17 protein-coding genes, 2 tRNA genes, 1 pseudogene and 1 riboswitch are annotated in these 21,862 nt (G+C 73.5%); of the genes and pseudogenes, 13 read left to right on the forward strand and 7 right to left on the reverse strand.

The genetic code is table 11. The features are described from left to right. From ACGFZL_RS05805 to ACGFZL_RS05825, 5 genes and pseudogenes are all read left to right on the forward strand, one after another. Nucleotides 1–361 (forward strand): annotated as a pseudogene (locus ACGFZL_RS05805) (RNA helicase); the annotation flags it as partial. Nucleotides 362–468: 107 nt separating this feature from the next. Then, nucleotides 469–2,007 (forward strand): amino acid permease, encoded by a 1,539-nt coding sequence (locus ACGFZL_RS05810; RefSeq protein ID WP_393689531.1) that lies wholly within the window; start codon nt 469–471, stop codon nt 2,005–2,007. Between the two features lie 93 nt (nt 2,008–2,100). Further along, nucleotides 2,101–2,173: transfer RNA gene (locus tag ACGFZL_RS05815), tRNA-Lys, on the forward strand. 221 nt (nt 2,174–2,394) lie between these two features. Beyond that, on the forward strand, nt 2,395–2,733 hold the full coding sequence (locus ACGFZL_RS05820; RefSeq protein ID WP_393689533.1) for a hypothetical protein: 339 nt from the start codon (nt 2,395–2,397) through the stop codon (nt 2,731–2,733). Between the two features lie 404 nt (nt 2,734–3,137). Beyond that, entirely contained in the window at nt 3,138–3,383 is a 246-nt protein-coding gene (locus tag ACGFZL_RS05825) for a TIR domain-containing protein (protein ID WP_393689535.1), read from the forward strand. 101 nt (nt 3,384–3,484) lie between these two features. Here ACGFZL_RS05825 and ACGFZL_RS05830 read toward each other — a convergent pair whose 3' ends face one another. Next, complete coding sequence (locus ACGFZL_RS05830; RefSeq protein ID WP_393689538.1) at nt 3,485–4,258, reverse strand: transposase; 774 nt, start codon at nt 4,256–4,258, stop codon at nt 3,485–3,487. A gap of 102 nt (nt 4,259–4,360) precedes the next feature. Between ACGFZL_RS05830 and ACGFZL_RS05835 the strand changes: the two genes are divergently transcribed. Continuing rightward, complete coding sequence (locus ACGFZL_RS05835; RefSeq protein ID WP_393689540.1) at nt 4,361–5,197, forward strand: alpha/beta fold hydrolase; 837 nt, start codon at nt 4,361–4,363, stop codon at nt 5,195–5,197. 170 nt (nt 5,198–5,367) lie between these two features. Continuing rightward, nucleotides 5,368–6,129 (forward strand): hypothetical protein, encoded by a 762-nt coding sequence (locus tag ACGFZL_RS05840; RefSeq protein ID WP_393689542.1) that lies wholly within the window; start codon nt 5,368–5,370, stop codon nt 6,127–6,129. 28 nt (nt 6,130–6,157) lie between these two features. Here the strand turns inward: ACGFZL_RS05840 and ACGFZL_RS05845 are convergent, their stop codons facing one another. Then, complete coding sequence (locus ACGFZL_RS05845) at nt 6,158–7,414, reverse strand: SLC13 family permease (RefSeq protein WP_393689621.1); 1,257 nt, start codon at nt 7,412–7,414, stop codon at nt 6,158–6,160. A gap of 76 nt (nt 7,415–7,490) precedes the next feature. Then, nucleotides 7,491–8,222, reverse strand: coding sequence for an MgtC/SapB family protein (locus tag ACGFZL_RS05850; protein ID WP_393689544.1), 732 nt, complete (start codon nt 8,220–8,222; stop codon nt 7,491–7,493). A gap of 106 nt (nt 8,223–8,328) precedes the next feature. Between ACGFZL_RS05850 and ACGFZL_RS05855 the strand changes: the two genes are divergently transcribed. The 5 genes from ACGFZL_RS05855 to ACGFZL_RS05875 all read left to right on the forward strand — a co-directional run bounded on the left by ACGFZL_RS05855 (nt 8,329) and on the right by ACGFZL_RS05875 (nt 13,505). Then, nucleotides 8,329–9,459: a dihydrofolate reductase family protein gene (locus ACGFZL_RS05855; protein ID WP_393689546.1), complete on the forward strand. Its 1,131-nt coding sequence runs from the start codon at nt 8,329–8,331 to the stop codon at nt 9,457–9,459. A gap of 72 nt (nt 9,460–9,531) precedes the next feature. Continuing rightward, a tRNA-Met gene (locus tag ACGFZL_RS05860) sits at nt 9,532–9,605 on the forward strand. A gap of 156 nt (nt 9,606–9,761) precedes the next feature. Next, on the forward strand, nt 9,762–10,949 hold the full coding sequence (locus ACGFZL_RS05865; protein WP_393689548.1) for a PP2C family protein-serine/threonine phosphatase: 1,188 nt from the start codon (nt 9,762–9,764) through the stop codon (nt 10,947–10,949). 246 nt (nt 10,950–11,195) lie between these two features. Further along, nucleotides 11,196–11,352: riboswitch (cyclic di-AMP (ydaO/yuaA leader) on the forward strand. Nucleotides 11,353–11,363: 11 nt separating this feature from the next. After that, complete coding sequence (locus tag ACGFZL_RS05870) at nt 11,364–12,494, forward strand: peptidoglycan DD-metalloendopeptidase family protein (protein WP_393689550.1); 1,131 nt, start codon at nt 11,364–11,366, stop codon at nt 12,492–12,494. A 66-nt stretch (nt 12,495–12,560) separates the two neighbouring features. Beyond that, on the forward strand, nt 12,561–13,505 hold the full coding sequence (locus ACGFZL_RS05875) for an aldo/keto reductase (protein WP_393689552.1): 945 nt from the start codon (nt 12,561–12,563) through the stop codon (nt 13,503–13,505). Nucleotides 13,506–13,518: 13 nt separating this feature from the next. Here the strand turns inward: ACGFZL_RS05875 and ACGFZL_RS05880 are convergent, their stop codons facing one another. From ACGFZL_RS05880 to ACGFZL_RS05895, 4 genes are all read right to left on the reverse strand, one after another. Continuing rightward, on the reverse strand, nt 13,519–14,862 hold the full coding sequence (locus ACGFZL_RS05880; RefSeq protein WP_393689554.1) for a PrsW family intramembrane metalloprotease: 1,344 nt from the start codon (nt 14,860–14,862) through the stop codon (nt 13,519–13,521). 9 nt (nt 14,863–14,871) lie between these two features. Then, nucleotides 14,872–15,636, reverse strand: coding sequence for a tRNA (guanosine(46)-N7)-methyltransferase TrmB (gene trmB / locus ACGFZL_RS05885; protein WP_393689623.1), 765 nt, complete (start codon nt 15,634–15,636; stop codon nt 14,872–14,874). A 590-nt stretch (nt 15,637–16,226) separates the two neighbouring features. After that, nucleotides 16,227–17,447, reverse strand: a complete 1,221-nt coding sequence (gene lhgO / locus ACGFZL_RS05890) for an L-2-hydroxyglutarate oxidase (protein WP_393689556.1) — start codon at nt 17,445–17,447, stop codon at nt 16,227–16,229. A 64-nt stretch (nt 17,448–17,511) separates the two neighbouring features. Then, nucleotides 17,512–18,936: an MFS transporter gene (locus ACGFZL_RS05895; protein WP_393689558.1), complete on the reverse strand. Its 1,425-nt coding sequence runs from the start codon at nt 18,934–18,936 to the stop codon at nt 17,512–17,514. A gap of 738 nt (nt 18,937–19,674) precedes the next feature. On the opposite strand from ACGFZL_RS05895, the gene ACGFZL_RS05900 reads away from it, so the two are divergent. Then, nucleotides 19,675–21,816 (forward strand): asparagine synthase-related protein, encoded by a 2,142-nt coding sequence (locus ACGFZL_RS05900; protein WP_393689560.1) that lies wholly within the window; start codon nt 19,675–19,677, stop codon nt 21,814–21,816. Nucleotides 21,817–21,862 lie beyond the last annotated feature (46 nt).

Consider the following 21,862-nt stretch of genomic DNA (forward strand, 5'->3'; position numbering starts at 1 on the left):
CGGCGACCGTGGCGGCTTCCGTCGCGACGACCGCCGTGACGACCGTGGCGGCCGTTCCTTCGAGCGCCGCGACGACCGGCGTGACGACCGCGGTGGCCGTGGCTTCGAGCGTCGTGACGACCGTGGCGGCTTCCGCCGTGACGACCGGGGTGGGCGTTCCTTCGAGCGCCGCGACGACCGCGGTGGCCACCGGGGCAGCGACCGCCCGTTCAACCGCGACCGCCGCGACGACCGTCCGGGCTTCCGCTCCGGCGGCCACGACCGCCCCGGCCACGACCGCCCGAACGGCCGCCGTGACGACCACCGCGGCTCGTCCTTCGGCCGCCGTGACGACAAGCCGCGCTGGAAGCGCAACGGCTGACGGCAGCTGACCGGCACCGGTACCTGAGAGGGCCCGCACGACGTGGACGTCGTGCGGGCCCTCCGCCGTACGCATGGCGCACCCCCGGCGAGGGAATTGCTGGGGGCATGACAGATGACGCCAAGGTGAGCAGTGGGCTGTCGGACGAGGAACGGCTGGCCCAGCTCGGCTACACCCAGGTTCTGGCCCGCCGCATGTCGGCGTTCTCGAACTACGCGGTCTCCTTCACCATCATCTCGGTCCTCTCCGGCTGCCTCACCCTCTACCTGTTCGGCATGAACACGGGCGGCCCCGCCGTCATCACCTGGGGCTGGGTGGCCGTCGGCCTGATGACCCTGTTCGTGGGCCTGGCGATGGCCGAGATCTGCTCGGCGTACCCCACCTCGGCGGGCCTGTACTTCTGGGCGCACCGGCTGGCGCCGCCCCGCTCGGCGGCGGCCTGGGCGTGGTTCACGGGCTGGTTCAACGTGCTCGGCCAGGTCGCGGTGACCGCGGGCATCGACTTCGGCGCGGCGTCCTTCCTGGGCGCGTACCTGAACCTCCAGTTCGACTTCGAGGTGACCGAGGCCCGCACGATCCTCCTCTTCGCCGGCATCCTCGTCCTGCACGGCCTGCTCAACACCTTCGGCGTGCGCATCGTGGGCCTGCTGAACAGCGTCAGCGTGTGGTGGCACGTGGTCGGCGTGGCGGTGATCGTCGGGGCGCTGACGTTCGCGCCGGACCACCACCAGTCGGCGGGCTTCGTGTTCGGGGAGTTCGTCAACAACACCGGTTGGGGCAGCGGCCCGTACGTCGTCCTGCTCGGCCTCCTGATGGCCCAGTACACCTTCACCGGCTACGACGCCTCGGCGCACATGACGGAGGAGACGCACGACGCGTCCACGGCCGGCCCCAAGGGCATCGTGCAGTCCATCTGGACGTCCTGGATCGCGGGCTTCGTCCTCCTCCTGGGCTTCACCTTCGCCATCCAGTCCTACGACGGCGCCCTGACGTCCCCGACCGGCGCCCCACCCGCCCAGATCCTCCTGGACGCCTTGGGCGCGACCGCTGGCAAACTCCTCCTCCTGGTCGTCATCGGGGCGCAGCTGTTCTGCGGGATGGCGTCGGTGACGGCCAACAGCCGCATGATCTACGCCTTCTCCCGCGACGGCGCGCTGCCCTTCTCCCACGTCTGGCACACGGTGAGCCCCCGCACGCGCACGCCGGTGGCGGCGGTCTGGCTGGCCGCGATGGCGGCGCTCGTCCTGGGCCTCCCGTACCTGATCAACGTGACGGCGTACGCGGCGGTGACGTCGATCGCCGTCATCGGCCTGTACATCGCCTACGTCATCCCGACCCTGCTCCGCGTCCGCAAGGGCGCCGCCTTCGAACGCGGCCCGTGGCACCTGGGCCGCTGGTCGCAGGTGGTGGGCTGGGTGGCGGTGGCCTGGGTGGGCTGCATCACCGTCCTCTTCATGCTCCCCCAGGTCTCCCCGGTCACCTGGGAGACCTTCAACTACGCCCCCCTCGCCGTCCTGGCCGTCCTCGGCTTCGCCGCCACCTGGTGGCTGGCCTCGGCCCGCCACTGGTTCCTCAACCCCGACCACGCCCGCACCCGCGCCCGCACGGCCGCCAACGCCGGCACCCCCGAACCGGTCGACCCCTGACGGCCGCGCACCCGGATACCCGATCGGCCCGCCGCCCCCGTGCGACTATGCTCTGCATGGCGAACTCGCCCGGCCCACCGGGCGACGCCGCCTGGGCCCTTAGCTCAATTGGCAGAGCAGTGGACTTTTAATCCATTGGTTGTGGGTTCGAGTCCCACAGGGCCTACGGATCGCAGGCGGAGGGCATCCCCTCTGACCTGCGGCGCAGCGCCTGAGTCGGCTTCGGTCGGGTCGGGCGCTGCTTCGTTTTCGGGGCCGTGCGTGAGCGATGCGTGAGCGGATGTGCCCGTGACGGCGGTCTGCTCGGCGAGGGCGGTGCCGAGGAACAGAGACGGCGGGAGGACGTCATCCCAAATTAGCCCCCATGCCCCGCGCTACCCTCGCGCCATGACGTCGCGACCCCCCTTCCATCCCGACGACGGCCGTCCTCGTTATGTCGGGCCAGCTACGGTCGTTTTCCCTGATGGCAAGGAGGTCGCTGTCATCGCGTCGCTCGTACTGCGTCTTGACCCCTCGACGGTGGAGAACTTCAGCTACGACCGGCACAGCACCTGGGCAGGGAGCATCACCCTCGTGTGCGACGAAGAGGGTGTCGACCTTTTCGATGCGGCGCCTGGAATCCTTCGCATGCCCGACGGGCGCGAGAGCGAGTTCATGGCCACTGGAGGCAGTGCCGGTGAGAGCGGCTGCTCGGGGCTGGGGCCTGCTCCATTCCATTCAGCCTGACTGCACAGGTCGCAGCCCTACACCGAGGTCCGTCGGCCGCAGGCAAGGGACAGTTGCGGTGCATGTGAGCGGGACTTGATCGTCTCTAGCCCTCAGGGAATCGCGAACTGCTGGGATTTGTCGGCGACTCCGGGCTTATGCGTAAACGAGATGGCTCCTGGGGCTGCGTGGACTACCGCATGGTTATGAGTCGTTGTACAGCCCCTCGGCGGGGGCATCGGACCGCCAGCGGACGTGCAACGTGCCCCGCGTGCGGCGGCGGAGGCTACGGGTACTCACCGTCCCCGTCCTACTACCCGCCGCCGGCCTACTCGTCGCGGAGCAGTGGCGGGGGCGGCGTGACTAGTGGGGGCAGCTCCAGTAGCGGCAGAACGCGAGCGCCTTGGTCACCGAGCACCTCCTCCGTGACTTACACGCCTGCTGAGGTGAAGGACCTGGCTCCAGTTCGCGACGCCGCCGTGTTGCGCGCGCGTCAACAGCCAGACCTTCGCGATGTCTTCCTCTGCCACGCATGGGATGACCGGCGCGGTGCTGCCAAGGAGTTGTGCGATCTGCTGGAAGCAGAGGGCGTGTCGGCCTGGTTCAGCGAGAAGGACATTCTGCTCGGCCAACCGTTCATGCGCCAAGATCGCCGAGCTGGTCGCTGTTGAGGACGATCTGACCGCGCTGTCCACACCGGCGAACTAAGGGCTGTCCCGTAAATGATCTCTGACGGACGGGAACGCGGGAGGCGATCAATCCGGCCGCTTATCTAGCCGGAGAGGTTGAGGTTGTGCAGCCGGGCGATGCCGAGCGTGGCGTGGTGGACACCATCGCCTTTGAGGCGGCAGTCACGGAGGATCTTCCAGTTCTTCATGCGGGCGAAGACGTGCTCGACCCGGGCGCGGACCTGCTTGTGGGATTTGTTGTGGGCCTCCTTCCAGTCGGGCAGCTCCTCGGCTTTGCGGCGCCGGTGAGGCATCACGAGTCCGGTGCCCGGATAGCCGCCGTCGGCGATGGTGAGGGTCGTGCCAACGGCAGCCTTGGCCCCTGACTCCTCCCATGCCTTGCAGTCATTGCGGTTGCCGGGTACTGGGCGGCCCACCAGGACGACGTGGCGAGTGTCAGCGTCGATGACGACCTGGTGGTTGGTGGAGTACCGATAGTTCTTGGACCGCTCGGCGATGGTGTGGTCTCGGGTGGGCACGAGGGTCCCGTCCACGATCAGTACGGTGCCCTTGTCGAAAGACCTGCGTGGCCGAAGCGCGATCATCGGCCCGAGATGGTCGATGATCCGGTCTGCGGCTGACTTCGACACACCGAAGAGCAGTGCGAGTTGCCGCATCGCCAAGTTTGTTCGCCAGTAGGCCGCGACCAGCAGCGTCCGGTCCTCCAGAGGCAGGCTCCACGGCCGCCCTCTACCAACGGTGTCCGCACCCTCACGCCGCAGAACCGTCACCAGCTTGCCGAAGGAACGCTGGCTCAGCCCGGTGAACGATTCTGCGTGAGGGGGTTCGTCCTCTCCGAGATGCGAGGACTTCGGCACCGAACGCCTGGCGCACCGATGAGTTTCCTGCACTGCGGGGGTCCTATTGGCAGCAACGCACTCCACAGCGGTACGGCCCCTACGTGAACCGGAGAGACAAACATGGCAACAGCGCGAGAGCAGTCGGCCGGAGCCGAGGCCCGAGTCGCCTCCGCCGACGGCACCGAGATCGCATTCGAGCAGTCGGGCCGCGGGCCGGCCATCGTCCTGGTTGCCTCGGCACTGGCAGACCGCTCGGACACAGCCAAACTCGCGACTCTCCTCGCCCACCACTTCACTGTGATCAACTACGACCGACGCGGACGCGGTGCCAGCGGGGACGCCGCTACTTACGCCCCCGACCGCGAGATTGAAGACATCGCCGCTTTGGTCGAACACGTCGGCGGTTCGGCGTCGCTGTTCGGCTCGTCCTCCGGAGCGGTCCTCGCCCTGCGCGCGGCCGCGGCCGGAGTCAACGTCGACCGCCTGGCTCTGTACGAGCCGCCGTTCGTGGTCGCCGAAGGCGACGACGGACCGCCTAAGGACCTCGCGCAGCAGATCACTGCGTTGCTTGCGGAGGGCCGGCACAGCGACGCGGTCAAGTACTTCATGACCAGGGTGCAGGGCATGCCCGGCATCGCCGTGTTCTTCATGAAGCTCATGCCGAAGATGTGGGCAAACCTCACCAAGCTGGCCAGAACTCTGCCCTATGACATCGCGGTCATGGGCGATACCCAGCAAGGCAAGCCGCTCGAAGCCGAGGAGTGGAAAGGGGTGGCCGTACCCACCCGCGTGCTGACCGGTGGCAAGAGTCCAGCCGCTTTCCAGCGCGCCGCCCTCGCCGTCACCGAAATCCTGCCGCAGGCCGACCACCGCACTCTGCCCGGACTCAACCATGGCGCCGTCGTCATGGCTCCGAAGAAGATCGCCCCGCAGATCATCGAGTTCATCAAGGGATGAGCTTGTCGTTCGAGCGGTTCGGCGGCGGTTGGCATCCTTTCTGGCACTCGGAGCGGAGCACGCCCCATCCCCAACTGACCGCCGAACCCCGAACGACCACGACTTGCGGGACAGCCTTTAGTCTCTACGGAGGGCTGACGAGCACTGACCGAGGTGCGAGGGGGAGTGGTATGCCCGACTCTGCTTCTGACCGGGAGAGCGGGACTCGCGGTGAAGGATCCCGCCGCCGAAGATGGCGTTGGGGAACGGTCGGCAACTTCGTGGCCGCAATGGGCGTGATCGGCGGCCTGGCATTCAACGGCTGGGGGTTACGCACCCAATCTGACCAGCTGGCGATTCAGGCGCAGCAGGCCAAAGAGCAGACGAAGACCATCCAGGACGAGGAAGAACGAAACCTGCAGGAGCGGGCCGTACGGGTGTCGGTCCAACCCCTCGCGCCCTTCGACACCGGGCGGCGGCTGGTAGTCGTCGTCAACCGTTCCGCGACCCCGATCTACCAGTTGAGGGTGTATGTGGCCTTCAGCAGGACGGCCGGCGACTCGAAGCACGGTGACATGAACTTTGTCACCTTTGGTTCCCTCTCCGGTTGTACGTCGGTGAAGATCGATTTGAAGGCAGTAGCCGATGATTTTCCCGCCACTCGTGGCATGTTGAGCGCCGGCAGGCCAATGGACTACGGAGTGACGTTCGCTGACGCGTTCGGCAAGGGGTTCCACCGGCACGCGGCAGGCGAGTTGAATCCTCGCGCTTGGTTGGAGCCGATCGACAACGGCGTCGACTCGCCCGATACGCCCCAGGCCCTGGAAGGCTTCACCAAGCACGCCAATCCCAAGCGGCGCAATGTCTTCGGGGCGTTGCACGCGGATGTCGCGAGCCGACAGTACGGCGTCGTGGGCACTCCCTCGAAGGCCGACCTCTGCGTCAACGGCTAGGGAGCAGGGGGGGCTGCCGGCCGCAAGCTCACCCCCCGATCACCCCCACCGTCCCCCACAACCCCACCACCGCCCCCACCAACGCCACCGGCACGGTCAGCAGCCCCAGTCGGGTGAAGGTCGGGAGGGACGCGTCCGTGCCGTGGGTGTGGAGGATGCGGCGCCAGAGGAGGGTGGCGAGGGAGCCGGCGTAGGTGAGGTTGGGGCCGATGTTGACGCCGAGGAGGACGGCGAGGACGGGGGCGGGGCCTGCGGGGGCGGTCAGGGGGAGGAGGACCAGGACCGCGGGGAGGTTGTTCACCACGGCGGCGAGGAGGGCCGCCAGGGACGCGATGGCGAGGAGGGACCAGAGGCCCGTGCCGGTGGGGATCGCGTGAGCCAGGGTGCCTGCGAGGCCGTTGTCCACGACCGCGCGGACGACGATGCCCAGGGCCAGGACGAAGGCGCAGAAGGGGAGGGCCGCGGAGCGGAGGATCGACGTCGGGGTGGTGCGGCGGTCGGCCAGGGCGCGGACGGACAGGACCGCCGCGCCCGCCGCCGCCGCCCACGCCGGGTTGATGTCGAACGCCGACGTCACCACGAAGCCCGCCAGCGTGCAGGCCACTGTGATCAGGGCGAAGAGCGGGATCTCGCGCGGCTCGGGGTGCGGAGGCGGCTGCGTGTCCGCGTCCAGGTCGGCCGCGAAGAAGCGGCGGAAGACGACGTACTCCGCTCCGATCGCCACCACCCACGGCACCGTCATCAGCGCCGCGAAGCGCGTGAAGCTCAGGCCGCTGGCGGTGAAGGCCAGCAGGTTGGTGAGGTTGGAGACGGGGAGGAGCAGCGAGGCGGTGTTGGAGAGGTGGGCGCAGGCGTAGACGTGCGGGCGTGGGCGGGCGCCCAGGCGGGCCGCGGTGGCGAAGACCACCGGGGTCAGGAGCACCACCGTCGCGTCCAGGCTGAGCACCGCCGTGATGAGGGAGGCGGAGAGGAAGACCTGGACGAGGAGGCGGCGCGGGCGGCCCCGCGCGCCCCGGGCCATCCAGGCGCCGCAGGCGTGGAAGAGGCCCTCGTCGTCGCAGAGCTTGGCCAGGACGAGGACGGCGGCCAGGAAGCCGATGACCGGGCCGAGGCGCGCCGCCTCGTCGGCCGCGTGGGGGAGGGAGATCGCGCCGGTGGCGATCACGACCGCCGCGGCCGGTACGGCGGTCACCGCCTCCGGCCAGCCGCGCGGGCGCAGGACCGCGCAGGCCAGGACCAGGGCGAGGAGGGCGACGGAGAGGGCCTCCGCGAGCGGGGTGTTCAGGGCGGTGCCTACTCGTCTACTCGTCTGCTAGTTCGTCTACTCGTCTACTGGTTCGTCTGATCGTCGTCTGGTGCGGTTACTCGTCGTCGTTGGTGGTGCCGGTCTCCAGTTCCAGGACGCCCTCGTCCTGGAACAGCTCCGCGGTCAGCCGGCTGGTGTCGCCCGCGCCCTCCAGTTGGAGCAGGACGCCGGCGGCGGCGTCGGTGCGGCCCGGCAGCCGTTCGACCTTGACCTGGAGGATACGGAACCCCTGCCGGGTGCAGGTCTCCATCAGCCTCGGCAGCAGCGCCGTGCCGGTCCGGTACGTCATCCGCAGCTCGAAGGCGGTGGGCGCGCGCCGGGACAGCCGACGGCCGCCGAGCAGCGGGTAGCCGCGTACGACGAGGAAGTGCACGGCGGTGACGGCCACCGCGAGGATCGGCAGGCCGCCGCCGCAGGCCATGCCGATGGCGCAGGTCAGCCAGACGGTGGCCGCGGTGGTGAGGCCGCGCACCGCGTCCCGGCGTACGAAGATCAGACCGCCGCCGATGAAGCCGATGCCGGAGACGATCTGGGCGGCCACCCGGGACGGGTCGAAGGACACGTTCTCCAGGCCGAGCACATTGGAGAAGCCGTGCTGGGAGACCTCCATCATCAGCGCGCTGGCGATGCCGACCAGGGTGTGCGTGCGCAGCCCGGCGCTCTTCTGCTGGGCCGCCCGCTCCCAGCCGATCAGCGTCGACAGCACGAGCGCCAGCCCCAGCTCGGCCAGCTGCCGCAGGCCCTGTCCGTTGCCCGGGTCCCACAGGGGGACCGCCAGCGCGGTCATGCCCGCCCTCCTTCCAGCACCGTTCGGCTCCCTTCAGGCACCGCGAGTACCCGGCGAGTACCCGGCGCGCGTTGCGTCACCGCCGGCAGTGCGCTGGAGTGCCTCCATGCCCCTGCCGTACGTCCTGCTCTCCGCCGCCGTCTCCCTGGACGGCTACCTCGACGACACCGGTCCCGACCGGCTGCTGCTCTCCTCGCCCGCCGACTTCGACCGCGTGGACGAGGTACGGGCCTCCGTGGACGCCATCCTCGTCGGCGCCGGCACGATCCGCGCCGACAACCCGCGGCTGCTGGTCAACTCGGCCGAACGCCGGGCGGCGCGGCGGGCCGCGGGGCGGGCGGAGTACCCGCTCAAGGTCACCGTCAGCGGTTCGGGCGAGCTGGACCCGGCGGCCGCCTTCTGGCACACGGGGGGCGACAAGGTGCTCCTCACGACGGACGCGGGCGCCGCGCGGGCCCGGGAGCTGGGCATCGACGCCGACGCAGTCACCCTTGGCGCCGAGATCGACTGGCCCACGGCCCTCGCACACCTGCACGACGTACGGGGCGTCAACCGGCTCATGGTGGAGGGCGGCGGCACCGTGCACACCCAGCTGCTCCAGCAGGAGCTGGCCGACGAGCTCCAGCTCGTCCTCGCCCCCCTCCTCGTCGGCGACCCGGCCGCGCCCCGGCTGTTCGGGCCCGGCGGCTACCGGCCCGGGCGGCTGCGGCTGGTGGAGACCCGGCGCATCGAGGACGTCGTCCTGATGCGCTACCTCCCCACCGCCCCCGGCGCCGGCGACGGCGTCTCCGCCGCCGACCGGCACTGGCTGGCCCTCGCCTGCGAGCTGGCCGAGCTGTGCCCGCCCTCCGTGACCGCCTTCAGCGTCGGCGCGGTCGTCGTCGCCGCCGACGGCACCGAGCTGGCGCGGGGGCACTCGCGGGAGGGCGGCGACCCGGTCGTGCACGCCGAGGAGGCGGCCCTGGCGAAGACCGAGGCGGGCGATCCCCGGCTGGCCGGCGCGACCGTGTACTCCAGCCTCGAACCGTGCGCCCACCGCGCCTCCCGGCCCGCGCCCTGCGCCCGGCTCATCCTGGACGCCGGCGTGCGCCGCGTGGTGACGGCCTGGCGGGAGCCCGACACCTTCGTGCCCGGGGCGGACGGCAGCGGCGTACTGGCCGCCGCGGGCGCCGCCGTGGTGGTGCTGCCGGAGTACGCGGAGCGGGCCGCCGCGCCCAACCGGCACCTGGCGGAGTGACCGGCGCGCACCGCCCCGGCTGAACCGATGTGCAATCCACCCGCCGCATGACGTATGGTGGTGACACACCGACGCGGGGTGGAGCAGCTCGGTAGCTCGCTGGGCTCATAACCCAGAGGTCGCAGGTTCAAATCCTGTCCCCGCTACTCTGGCCGAGGGCCGGGAACCAGTTCAGCTGGCTCCCGGCCTTCGGTGTTTCCCCGCCGTACGACTACCTCCCGTACGACCACCTCCCGTACGACCATCCCCCGTCCGGCCCACGCGACTCGCCCCCCGCCCCCGCACCGGGGAGCCTGAAGGGCATGGACGACGAGGGGCCGGACGCCCGGGCCGGCGGCCGGCTCCCCGGCGATCCCGTGCCCGACCCCGGGCTCGGTGACGAGGTCCCGCCGGCACCTCGTGCGCTGCGCGCCGCCCGCCGTCGCGCGGCGGCCGGTCACCGCCTCGTCCGCGCCCTCCCCGTCCTCTTGATCGTCCTCGCCGTCGTGTACGACCTCCTCACCCCGCGCTACTTCACCGCGGGCCCCTTCTACACGGCCGCCCCCCTGATCGCCGCCCCGCTCTACTCCCGGCGCGGCACCGTCCTCACCGGCGCCGCCGTCGTCGCCGTGGTGATCGCCCTGCAGACCTCCCTCGGCGTCATCCACTACGTCGACTCGATCACCGAGCTGATCACCATCGCGACGGTCGCCGTCCTCGCCGTGCTGGTCAACGCCTTCGTGCGGCGCACCGACGAGCGGCTCGCCTCCACCCGGGAGATCGCCGAGGCCGCCCAGCGCGCGGTGCTGCCGCAGCCGGCGAGCCGGATCGGCGGGTTCGAGATCGCCGCCAGTTACGAGGCCGCGCAGGCCGACGCGTTCATCGGCGGCGACCTGTACGCGGTGCAGGACAGCGCGCGGGGCGTGCGGCTGCTGGTCGGGGACGTGCGCGGCAAGGGCATGGGCGCGGTGGCCGCCGTGTCCGTGGTGATCGGGGCGTTCCGGGAGGCCGCCGAGCAGGAGGCCACCCTGGAGGCGGTCGCGCACCGCCTGGAACGGGCGCTGGCCCGCGAGGGCACCCGGCGGGACGGGCTCGACGCCTTCGAGGGCTTCACCACCGCCGTGCTCGCCGAACTCCCGCACGGCGACGGCGTCGTCCGCCTCGTCAACCGCGGCCACCCGCCGCCGCTGCTGCTCTACGGCGACGGCACCCTGCGCCCGCTGCCCGCCCGGGAGGCGGCGCTGCCGCTGGGCATGGGCGAGCTGGGGGTGTGGCCCGACCGGGCCGAGGAGGCCCCCTTCCCCGGCGGGGCCACCCTGCTGCTGTACACCGACGGGCTGTCGGAGGCCCGCGACGCCCGGGGCGAGTTCTACGACCCCCACGCGCGGCTGACCGGCCGGGTGTTCCGGCACCCTGCGGACCTGCTGCGCGCCCTCGCGCGGGACGTGCGCCGGCACTCCGGGGGCGGCATGGCCGACGACATGGCGCTGCTCGCCGTACGGCGTCCCTAAACCGTGCTGCTACCAGGAGTGAGGGGACGACCGCCCTGCGCACAGCGGCTGACGCTCCGTCAAGTGAGTAATGACCGCCGACTTGACCGGCGGGACGGGCAACTCGCCCGGATTTCACCGGCCCTGGGGCGATCGTCCGCGACGGATTCCGCACCGATCCACGGGAACGGCTTGGAATCACCGGCCCGGGTCTATTAACGTTCGATAACGCAGCGCGGTCGTCCCAGCCGTCACAGAAGGCGGCTCCGTGCGCACGCGCCGAATCCCGCAAGGGAACCGGGGAACCACCACCTTGGGGTGAATCGCGGGTGTCACGCCGTGGCGACACGGCAGGTATACGCGCGTAGGAGACCTTCCTGCTCCGAACCCGTCAGCTAACCCGGTAGGCGGAAGGAAGGAAAGGAGCGCGCCCGCGTGGCGTCCAACCGCCCTGCCCCCGTGGCCCCGCATGTGCCGGTCCAGCAGATGCCTGTCCCGCAGATGCCTGCCCCGCACGAGAGCGACACCCTCACCGCCTTCGGACCCGAGCCGGACTCCTTCGGCGAGTGGAACCCCACCGAGGACTCGATCCGCCCGATACGCGGCCGGCACCGCGTCGCCAAGCAGCGCGGCGGCCTCGCCCGCAGCTCCACCGTCCTCGGCGTCGGCGTCATCGCCGCCGTCGGCGCGGGCGGCATGGCCAGCGCGCAGACCGGCAAGCCGCCGGTGGAGATCTCCCTGCCCGACCTCCCCGGCCTGCACGACCTGCCGGACCTGCCCGCCTCGGTCGGCGCCCTGCTCCCCGGCGACGACGCCCCGGACGACCAGCCGGCCGCCGCCCCGCTCAGCAGCATCGGCACGGCAGGGGCGGTCGGTGCGGACGCCACGACCGCCGTCTCCGCCTCCGCCTCCGAGGACGCCCCGCGGAGCGCCGCCGACGCCGGCGAGGTGCTGCGCGCCCGCATCATGGCGCAGGCCGCGCAGCAGGAGGACCAGGCCGAGAGCCGCGCCGCCGCCGAGGCCGCGGCGAAGGCCGAGAAGCAGGCCGCCGAGGCCGCCGCCAAGGCCGAGAAGGAGGCCGAGGCCAAGGCCACCGCCGCGAAGAAGCAGGCGGCCGAGGAGGCGGCGAAGAAGGCCGAGGCCGAGCGGCTGGCCAAGCTCGCCAAGCAGTACACGCTGCCGACCTCGTCCTACACGATCACCTCCACCTTCGGGCAGGCCGGCGCCTACTGGTCCTCCGGCCACCACACCGGCCTGGACTTCGCCGCGCCCACCGGCACGCTGCTCAAGGCCGTGCACGGCGGCACGATCACCTCGGCCGGCTGGGCCGGCGCCTACGGCTACAAGACCGTCCTCACCCTGGAGGACGGCACCGAGCTCTGGTACTGCCACCAGTCGTCCATCAACGTCAGCGTCGGCCAGCAGGTGTCCACCGGCGAGGTCATCGGCCGCGTCGGCGCCACCGGCAACGTCACCGGGCCCCACCTCCACCTGGAGGTCCACCCGGGCGGCGGCAGCGGCATCGACCCGATGCCCTGGCTGCACGACAAGGGCCTCACCCCCTGACCCGTCCGGCCCCCTGACCGGGCCGGGGCGGAATGCCCCGCCCCGGTCCGCTCGTTGTCACGGGGTATGACTTCACTGCGCAAGCTCGGCTCCTCCGACCTCGAGGTCTTCCCGCTCGCCCTCGGCGGCAACGTCTTCGGCTGGACCGCCGACCGGGACGCCACCTTCGCCGTCCTGGACGCCTACACGGCCGCCGGCGGCAACTTCGTCGACACCGCCGACTCCTACTCCGCCTTCGCCGAGGGGAACTCCGGCGGCGAGTCGGAGACGCTGATCGGCGAGTGGCTCGCGGCGCGCGGCCGGCGCGACGACGTCGTCATCGCCACCAAGGTCAGTCAGCACCCCGACTTCCAGGGCCTGACCGCCGGCAACATCAAGGCCGCCGCCGACGCCTCGCTGCGCCGCCTCGGCACCGACCACATCGACCTCTACTACACGCACTTCGACAAGCCCGAGGTGCCGGTCGAGGAGATCATCGGCGCCCTGGACGAGCTGGTGCGGGCCGGCAAGGTGCGGCAGATCGCCGCCTCCAACATCTCCGCCGAGCGGCTCGCGGAGTCGCTGGCCTTCTCCGAGCGTGAGGGCCTGGCCCGCTACGTCGCCCTCCAGCCGCAGTACAACCTGGTCTCCCGGGACACCTACGAGGGCGAGCTGAGCGCCCTCGCCGAACGCGCGGGCCTGGCCGCCGTGCCGTACTTCGCGCTGGCCGCCGGCTTCCTCACCGGCAAGTACCGGCCCGGCGCCCAGGTCGACAGCCCGCGCGCGGAGGGCGCGGCCAAGCACCTGGAGTCCGAGCGCGGGCAGCGGGTGCTGACGGCGCTGGACGACGTCGCCCGCGCCCACGACGTGCCGGTGGCCACGGTCGCCCTCGCCTGGCTCGCGGGGCGGCCGACGGTGGCGGCGCCGATCGCGTCCGCGCGGTCGGTGGAGCAGCTTCCCGCGCTGCTCGGGGTGGCGGAGCTGGAGCTGACGGAGGAGGAGGCCGGGCGGCTGACGGAGGCGTCCGCCTGAGCCTGCCGGGCGGCTACGACCGGTAGGGGTTGTACGCCGGGTACGGGTAGGGCTGCGGGTGCGGGCTCTGCTGCGGCACCGGGTGACCGTAGCCGTACGCCGGTCCGTACACCGTCCCCGGCGGCACCCGGGCCGGTACCGGCAGCGGCCGGGCCGTCGTGCGGGCCGCGTGGTCCAGGGCGGGGCGGGCCACCGCCCGGCGGCTCCACAGGGCGTCGAGCAGCTCCCGCTCGCGGGGCACGAAGTCGGCGCCCGCCCGGCCCAGGCGCCCGCGGCGGCGCAGGAAGGCCAGCGAGGTGGCGTACGCCTCGTACTGGCCGACGGCCCGGGCCGCGCCCCGTCCGGCGTGCTCGCGGGCGTGGCGCCGGGCGAGGCGGCGGGCCCGCAGCGAGCCGAGCACGAAGGGCTCCGCGGGGGCCAGCCAGCCGGCCAGCGCGTAGGCGGGCAGCTCGGCGCGGACGGTGGCCAGCTCGCGCTGGCGCGACCAGATGACCAGCCAGCTCAGCAGGCCGAAGACGGGCACCATGAAGGCGGTGTACACCGCGAAGAAGCCGTACTGGCCGAGCGAGCCGGAACCGTTCCACAGCGCGTGCAGGCCCATCGCGAGCAGCAGCCCGGCCGCCGGGAGCAGCGCGCGGCGCACGTGCTGGCGGTCGGCGAGCAGGGCGGCGGCGCCGAAGCCGATGCCGGTGAGCACGGTGAACAGCGGGTGCGCGAACGGCGACATGACGATGCGGACGAAGAACGTCGCCGCGGTGACCGAGGCCATGCCCCGGCCGCCGGTGACCTGGTCGGTGCCGAAGGCGGTGCCCAGGTAGAGGATGTTCTCGGTGAAGGCGAAGCCGGTGGCGGTGACCCCGGCTATCACCACGCCGTCCACGATGCCGCTGAAGTCGCGTCTGCGGAACAGGAACACCAGCAGTACGGCGGTGGCCTTGGCGGACTCCTCGACCACCGGCGCTATCACGGTGGCGCCGAGCGTGTCCGCGCTCGCCGGGTCGGCGGTGGCCGTCGCTATCCACCGGGTGGCGAAGCTGTTGGCGACGATGGCTATCAGCGCCGCCGCGCACGCGCCCCAGGCGAAGGCGAACAGCAGGTTGCGCCAGGGCCCCGGGTCGACCCGGTCCAGCCAGCGGAAGGCGGCGACCAGGAGCGGCACCGGCAGCACCGCGAGGCCGAGCCCCACCAGGAAGCCCCGCGTGCCGGTCTGCTCGCGCACCAGGGCGAGGATCACCAGCCCCGACAGGGCGAGCAGGACGACCAGGGCGCCGTAGCGCACCCAGGTTCGCTGCCACCAGTGCGGATGCCGGTGCGGCGGGGCCGGGAACGCGGCCGGGTACGGGGGCGGGGTGGCCACGGCGCGGCCCTAACCGGGTGCGCCGTGCGGGACGCGGCGGAAGAGCAGGTCGTTCACCACATGACCCTTGTCCAGTCCCTGGCCCTCGAAACGGGTCTGCGGGCGGTGCGCGGGGCGCGGCGCGAAGCCGCCGTCCGCCCGCGTGTTGGCGAAGCCGGGGTGGGCGGTGAGGACCTCCAGCATCTGCTCCGCGTACGGCTCCCAGTCGGTGGCGCAGTGCAGCACCGCGCCGGGCGCCAGCCGGGAGGCGGCCAGGGTGAGGAACTCCGGCTGGATCAGGCGGCGCTTGTGGTGCCGCGCCTTCGGCCACGGGTCGGGGAAGTAGACGCGGAGCCCGGCGAGGGAGTCGGGGGTGAGCATCTCGCGCAGCAGGATGATCGCGTCGCCGTTGGCCACCCGGATGTTGGACAGGCCGTTCCGCTCGGCGAGACCGAGGAGGTTGCCCTGGCCGGGGGTGTGCACGTCCACGCCGAGGATGTTGGTCCCCGGGTCGTCGGCGGCCATCCGCGCGGTGGCCTCGCCCATGCCGAAGCCGATCTCCAGCACGACGGGCCGGTCGTCGCCGAACAGCTCGGCGAGGTCGAGCACCCGCTGCCCGTCGATGTCCAGGCCCCACGTCGGCCACAGCCGCTGCAGGGCATCCGCCTGCCCGGCGGTCACCCGGCTGCGCCGGGGCTGGAAGCTGCGGATCCGCCGCTCGAAGTGCGAGCCGGCCGGGTCCGCCCGGGGGCCGTCGGGGAAACGGGGCTCGCCCTTGGCACGGGTGTGCCGCAGGTCGCCCCGCCCGGCGTCGGACGGGGTGGTCGGGACGGCGCCCGGGCTGCCGGGGGCGCTGGGCCGCGGGGCCTCGGAGGGGTTGGGGATCTCAGACACGATGCCCTCGATTTTACGGGCCACCACCGCGCGCCCCGCCGTACCCACGCCTCCCGCCACCACCCCGGCCGCCCGCACGCCGGGCGCCTGCGCTCGGGTCGCCCGGGGGGCCCGGATTCCGGCCGCGTGGGCCGCCCGCGCTCGGGTCGCGTCGGCGTCTCGGTTCCCGGCCGCGTCGGCTGCGCGTATGCCGGTCGCTGTGCCGGCCTGGACCCTGGTCGCTCCGGCCCGGACCCTGGTCGCTGCGACCGAGCGGAGCCCGACGGTCGCCCCGACCGGGCGGAGCCCCGGTGCTTCGGCCGCGTCGGGCGTCCGCATGTCGGTCGTGCCTGCCGCTCCGGCCGGGCGAGCCCCGGGTGTCCCGGCCGTCCGTGTTCGGGACGCCCGCGCCCCGGCCGCCCGCGTTCCGGGGACGCCGCCCACCCGCGGCCGGGGCGCCCCGCCCACGCGTACTCCCGCCGCCCCCTCGCCCACCCGCCCGGCAGGGCCCGTCACGCCCGGCCCAGCGCGGCGAGCGCCCGGTGGCCCACCTCCCGGCCGATGGGCAGGGCCGCCGTGGCCGCCGGGGAGGGGGCGTTGAGGACGTGGACCGTGCGGGGGCCCTCCTTCAGGAGGAAGTCGTCGACCAGGGTGCCGTCCGCGAGGACCGCCTGGGCCCGCACGCCCGCCGGGGCCGGCACCAGGTCGTCCGGTGTCACCGCGGGCAGCAGCCGGCGCACGGCCGCGGTGAAGGCGCGCTTGGAGAGGGAGCGGCGCAGCTCGCCCGCGCCGTACCGCCAGTGCCGGCGGGCGATGTGCCAGGAGCCGGGCCAGCGCAGGGTGCCGCCCAGCTCGCGGGGGTGCACCACGCCCCAGCCGTACCCCTCGCGGGCCAGCGCCGGCACCGCGTTCGGCCCGACGTGCACGCCGCCGTCGATGCCGCGGGTGAGGTGGACGCCGAGGAAGGGGAACGCCGGGTCGGGCACCGGATAGACCAGGCCGCGCACCAGCTCGGGCCGCGCCAGCTCGTAGTACTCGCCGCGGAAGGGCACGATCCGCATGCCGGGGTCGTCCCCGGTCAGGCGGGCGATCTCGTCGCAGTGCAGCCCCGCGCAGTTGACCATGACCCGGCCGCGCAGCACGTCCCCGGCGCCGGTGCGCACGGCCACGCCGCGCTCGGGGCGCCGGTCGACGCGCCGGACCTCGGTGCCGTAGCGGATCTCCGCGCCGGACGCCTCGGCGAGCTGGCGGGCCACGCCCACGTAGTCGCACACGCCGGTGGTGCCGACGTGGATGGCGGCCAGGCCCCGCACCTCCGGCTCGTACTCGGCGATCTGGGCGGCGCCCAGCTCGCGCACCGGTATGCCGTTCTCCCGGCCGCGCTGGACGAGGGCGTGCAGGCGGGGCAGCTCGGCGCGGTCGGTGGCGACGATCAGCTTGCCGGTGACGGCGTGCGCGATGCCGTACTCGGCGCAGAACTTCACCATCTCGGCGGCGCCGCGCACCGCGTACCGGGCCTTGAGGGAGCCGGGGCGGTAGTAGACCCCGCTGTGGATGACGCCGCTGTTGCGGCCGGTCTGGTGCCGGGCCGGGCCGGGTTCCTTCTCCAGCACGGTGACCCGGGTGCCGGGCGCGGCGCGGGTGATCGCGTGGGCCGTGGACAGGCCGACGATGCCGCCGCCGATCACCAGCACGTCGCAGTCGTACGCGCTCCGAAGTCGCACCTGTTCCACCTCCCGGCCTCGATAGTGCACTGCGCCACTGACAACGCCCTCAAACCCCCGGCGCGGGGGCCGGTCAGGCCGGGGTGACAAGGAGCGGGCGGGCGCGCTCGCGCAGCTCGGCGACGCGCGGCTCGTCGCCGTAGGGCTCCAGGCGGTGCAGGAGGTCCTTGACGTACTCGGTGGTGCGGGCGGAGGAGATGCGCCCGGCGACCTCGACGGCCCGCACGCCCTGCTCGCAGGCGGCGTCCAGGTTGCCGGACTCCAGCTCGGCGACGGCGGAGACGACCAGGCGCAGCCCGTGCGAGCGGATGAACTCCTCCGTCGGCCGGGACAGCGCCTGCTCGGTGAAGCGGCGGACCTGGCGCGGGGCCTTCAGGTCGCGGTAGCACTCGGCGGCGTCGGCGGCGAAGCGGTCGTAGGAGTAGAAGCCGAGCCAGCCGGGGTCGCTGTCGCCGGGGCGGGCCCGCTCCAGCCAGCTCTCGGCGGCCTTCAGGGCGGCGCCGGCCGCCGGGGCGTCGCCCGCGCGGGCGTGCGCGCGGGCCTCGACCAGGCGGAAGAAGCTCATGGTGCGGGCGGTGGCCAGACCGCGGTTGCGCTCCAGGGCGGCCTGCGCGAGGTCGACGCCCTCGTCGCCGAAGCCCCGGTAGGTGGCCTGGAGGGACATCGAGGCAAGCACGTACCCGCCGAGCGGCACGTCGGCCGCCGCGCGGGCGAGGCGCAGCGCCTGGATGTAGTACCGCTGGGCGGCCTCCTGCTGCCCGGTGTCGAAGGCCATCCAGCCGGCCAGCCGCGTCAGCTCGGCGGAGGCGCCGAACAGGGCGCGGCCGACCTCGTCGGAGTAGGAGCCCAGCAGCAGCGGGGCGGCCTCCACGCGCAGGCACTCCGGGACCATGGAGGAGCGCCAGTCGCCGCCGCCGTACTTGGAGTCCCAGCGGCGGGCGTCCTCGGCGGCCTCGCGCAGCTTCTGCACATCGCTGTGGCCGACTCTGAGCGGTGCGCTCGCGCCCTCGGCCGGCCCGGCGTCGCGCTCCACCGAGCTGTCGGCCGGGGTTATCAGCCACCGGGAGGCGGGGGTCGCGTACGCCGTCACGGCGAAGGATCCGGCCAGCGACTGCCAGATGCCGCCCGACCCTGCCCGGCGTCCGGCGAGGTCGAGGCGGTACAGCTCGGTCGCCGAGCGCACCGCCTGCCCGACGTCGCGCGGGAAGGCGAGGCCGACCTCCGGGGCGGGGTCGGCGTCGGCGAGGCCGATCTCGTGCAGCGGCACCGGGCGGCCGAGCTTCTGCCCTATGGCGGCGGCGATCAGGTGCGGGGCGGCACCCTGCGGGACCATGCCCTTGGACACCCAGCGCGCCACCGAGGTCTTGTCGTAGCGCAGGGTCAGGCCGCGCTGCGCGCCGAGGTCGTTGACCCGCCGGGCCAGGCCGGCGTTGCTGATCCCGGCGAGGGCGAGAACGGCGCCGAGCTTGTCGTTCGGCCCGCGTTGCTCCCTGGACATGAGCCCACCCCTCACGCAAGACGGCTGCCGCACGGCTGCCGCGCTGGCATAACCGTGCGGCATTCGTAAACCCAGCGTAGTTCGCCGCATCCCAAGCGTTAAGGGGCATTGTTCCGGATGGCGGGATTGTGGTCCGCACGCGCGTGCGGGGCGCTACGGACGGTGGCGAACCGGTGGCGGTGTGCTCCCGGTGTGTGATCGTGCGCCCGTGTGTGCGCTCTTCTCCGGCCACTCGGGGAGCGGTTCCATGGGCGGTGCGTGGGTCGGCCCGCTGCACTGGGACCAGTGGGCTGGGGGACGCCGCCGCCTACATCCCCGCGGGCGGCGGACCGGACCGGGGGGCGGTGACGCCCCCCGGGCCGCGCACCGCCGGACGGCGTGAAGGGCCTGTGCGCAGAGCCTGTACGGAGAGTGTTCAAAGCGGGCCGCACGTCCCCGATTTGGCCGAAAACCGGCCACACCGCAGCGGTGCATCCCCGCTCTCACCACGGCCGTTGGGGGCGCGACGGGCGCTCGGGGGCGCGCGGCGGGGGCGCGTTCGCATCGGTATGATCACCGGCTCCCGGCCGGGCGACCGGCACCGTGCCAGCGGCATATCGCCCTCACCTGGGGCGTGTTCGGGGGAGCACGCGCGGGAGCACACGTGGCGCCACCGACGCTCCGCGGCGCGTCCTTCATGGCAGCATGGGGAATCCAGTTCGTACGTGCACTGGTTGTCCCCAGCCTGTGGAGGCGTCGATGCGGTGGTTGGTGGGGTGGAGCAGCACCGCCGTGGGCGCCGCGAGCATCGGCGCGGCGACCGGCTCCGCCGGCACCACCGGCTACGACGGCGAGACCCTCCGCCCCGTCGGCTCCCACCCGCTGTGGGGCGACCCCGACCCGCTGTGGGCGGTCGGCGACTGGCGCCCCGACGAGGTGCGCGTCGTCACCGCCGACGCCCGCACCCGGATCGCCGTGCTCGGCCTGTGCGGCGCGAGCGACGAGCAGCTGCGCGTCGGCCTGTTCGCCGCCCGCGGCGGCGCCCTGCGCCACCTGACCGCCTGGCCCGGCAGCTACACGGCTGTCGTCCAGGTGGACCGGCGCATCACCGTCTGCGGCGACCTCGCGGGCGCGCGCCCCGTCTTCCACACCCCCTGGGCCGGCGGCACGGCGTACGCCACCGCCGCGCTGCCCCTGGCCGACCTGGTCGAGGCCAACCTCGACTACGGCCACCTCGCCGCGCTGCTCGCCGCGCCCGACGTGCCGGCCGCCCTGGACGACTCCACCCCCTACGACGGCGTGCGGCGCGTGCCGCCGGGGCACGCCCTGATCCTGCGCGCCGGGGCACGCGAGATCGCCGGGTACGAGCCGGTCGCCTCCCTCGCCGTGGCAGCGCCGCCGAGCGATCCGGAGCGGGCGGTCGACGGCGTGCGCGACGCGCTGGTGGAGGCGGTACGCACCCGGCTCGCCGCCCCCCGGCACGTCCCCGGCGACGGCATCGACCCCGGCCCGGTCCCCGGCATGGGCCCGGCCGAGCGGCGCGCCGCGCGCGGCATGCCGGTGCCCGGCATCGGCGCCGACCTGTCCGGCGGGCCGGCCTCCGGCACCCTCGCCCTGCTCGCCGCGGGGCTGCCCGGGATGCCGGGCACGGTGCTGGGGCACGGCACGGGGGCGGGGGAGCGGCTGCTGGCCGTCACCTTCAACGACCTGGCGGCGGGGGCGGGCGGCCCCGCGACCGCCGCCGGCCGGGAGTCCGAGCTGGAGCGGGCGGGCGCGCTCGCCGCCAACCCCCGGCTGCACCACGTGGTCGTCACCGGCGGCGAGGAGGTGCTGCCCTACGCCGCGCTCGACGGGCCGCTGACCGACGAACCGGCCTCCGCGCTGGTCGCGGCGGCCCGGCACCGGGCCCGCCTGGCCGCGGGCAGCGCGGACCACTTCACCGGCTACGGTGCCCGGCAGGTCCTCGACGCCCACCCGGCCCGCCTCGCCGACCTGCTCATGGACCGCCGCAGACGCCACCTCGTCCGCCCGGTCGCCGCGTTGGCCAAGGCCGACGGCTCGGTCCTGGTCCCCGCCCGCGTGTACGGCGCGGCCCGCCGGCTGGCCCGCACCTCCTACCGCACCGGCGTCGAGGACCTCGCCGAACGCCTGCTGCGCAAGCGCTTCGACCCGGCCGGCGGCGGCGCGGTGGACGCCTCCCTCGCCGTCCTCACCTGGGCCGGACCCGGCCCCGCCGCCCGCTGGCTGACCGGGGAGGCGCTGGCCGACGTCTCGTTCCGCCTGCACTCCGCCACCCAGCGCTCCTCGATCGGGCCCGGGCAGCGCCCCGGCGACTTCCGCGCCCGCGCGGCACTGGCCCGGCAGGCGGCCGAGGTCCGGGTCCTCGAGCAGGCCGCCGAGATCCGCTTCCAGCGGCTGCACGCGCCCTTCCTCGACAACCAGGTCGTCCGCGCGTGCCGGGCGCTGCCCGAGGCACTGCGGGTACGGCCCGGCGCACGGGCCGCCATCCTCCGTACGGTCCTGGAGGGCGCCGGCGTCAGCGACCTCCCCGCCGGCTGGGGCGCCCCCAGCCAGGCCCTGTCGGCCGCCGCCGCCCGCACCGGCCTCCGCCTCGCCTCGGACGCCCTCCTCGACCTCTTCGACCGCCCCCTGCTCGCCCAGGCGGGCCTGGTCGAGGCCCGCGTCGTCCGCAAGGCGCTCCGCTCGGCGTCCGCCGGCGAACCCCTCCCCCTGGACGGCCTCGCCGACCTCGTCTCCCTCGAACTCTGGCTCCGCCGCCTCCTCTCCCGCCGAGGCACCTGCTGGACCGGCACCCCGGCCCGCCAACGCGCCGTCCCGGCCGGCATCGTGCCGCAGCGGGGGGCGCTGGGCGGGGCGGGGGAGGTGGTGCGGCGGGCCTGACGGGGCCTCCGGCGGCTGTGCGGGTGGGGGGTGGTTCGAGGGTGGG

This window comes from Streptomyces sp. NPDC048182, assembly GCF_043202555.1.
In the GTDB taxonomy this organism is placed as follows: domain Bacteria; phylum Actinomycetota; class Actinomycetes; order Streptomycetales; family Streptomycetaceae; genus Streptomyces.

Coding starts and splice junctions, on each gene's coding strand:
- ACGFZL_RS05810 (WP_393689531.1), top strand. CDS start 469: ATGACAGATGACGCCAAGGTGAGCAGTGGGCTGTCGGACGAGGAACGG.
- ACGFZL_RS05820 (WP_393689533.1), top strand. CDS start 2,395: ATGACGTCGCGACCCCCCTTCCATCCCGACGACGGCCGTCCTCGTTAT.
- ACGFZL_RS05835 (WP_393689540.1), top strand. CDS start 4,361: ATGGCAACAGCGCGAGAGCAGTCGGCCGGAGCCGAGGCCCGAGTCGCC.
- ACGFZL_RS05840 (WP_393689542.1), top strand. CDS start 5,368: ATGCCCGACTCTGCTTCTGACCGGGAGAGCGGGACTCGCGGTGAAGGA.
- ACGFZL_RS05850 (WP_393689544.1), bottom strand. CDS start 8,222: ATGACCGCGCTGGCGGTCCCCCTGTGGGACCCGGGCAACGGACAGGGC.
- ACGFZL_RS05855 (WP_393689546.1), top strand. CDS start 8,329: ATGCCCCTGCCGTACGTCCTGCTCTCCGCCGCCGTCTCCCTGGACGGC.
- ACGFZL_RS05865 (WP_393689548.1), top strand. CDS start 9,762: ATGGACGACGAGGGGCCGGACGCCCGGGCCGGCGGCCGGCTCCCCGGC.
- ACGFZL_RS05875 (WP_393689552.1), top strand. CDS start 12,561: ATGACTTCACTGCGCAAGCTCGGCTCCTCCGACCTCGAGGTCTTCCCG.
- ACGFZL_RS05895 (WP_393689558.1), bottom strand. CDS start 18,936: ATGTCCAGGGAGCAACGCGGGCCGAACGACAAGCTCGGCGCCGTTCTC.
- ACGFZL_RS05900 (WP_393689560.1), top strand. CDS start 19,675: ATGCGGTGGTTGGTGGGGTGGAGCAGCACCGCCGTGGGCGCCGCGAGC.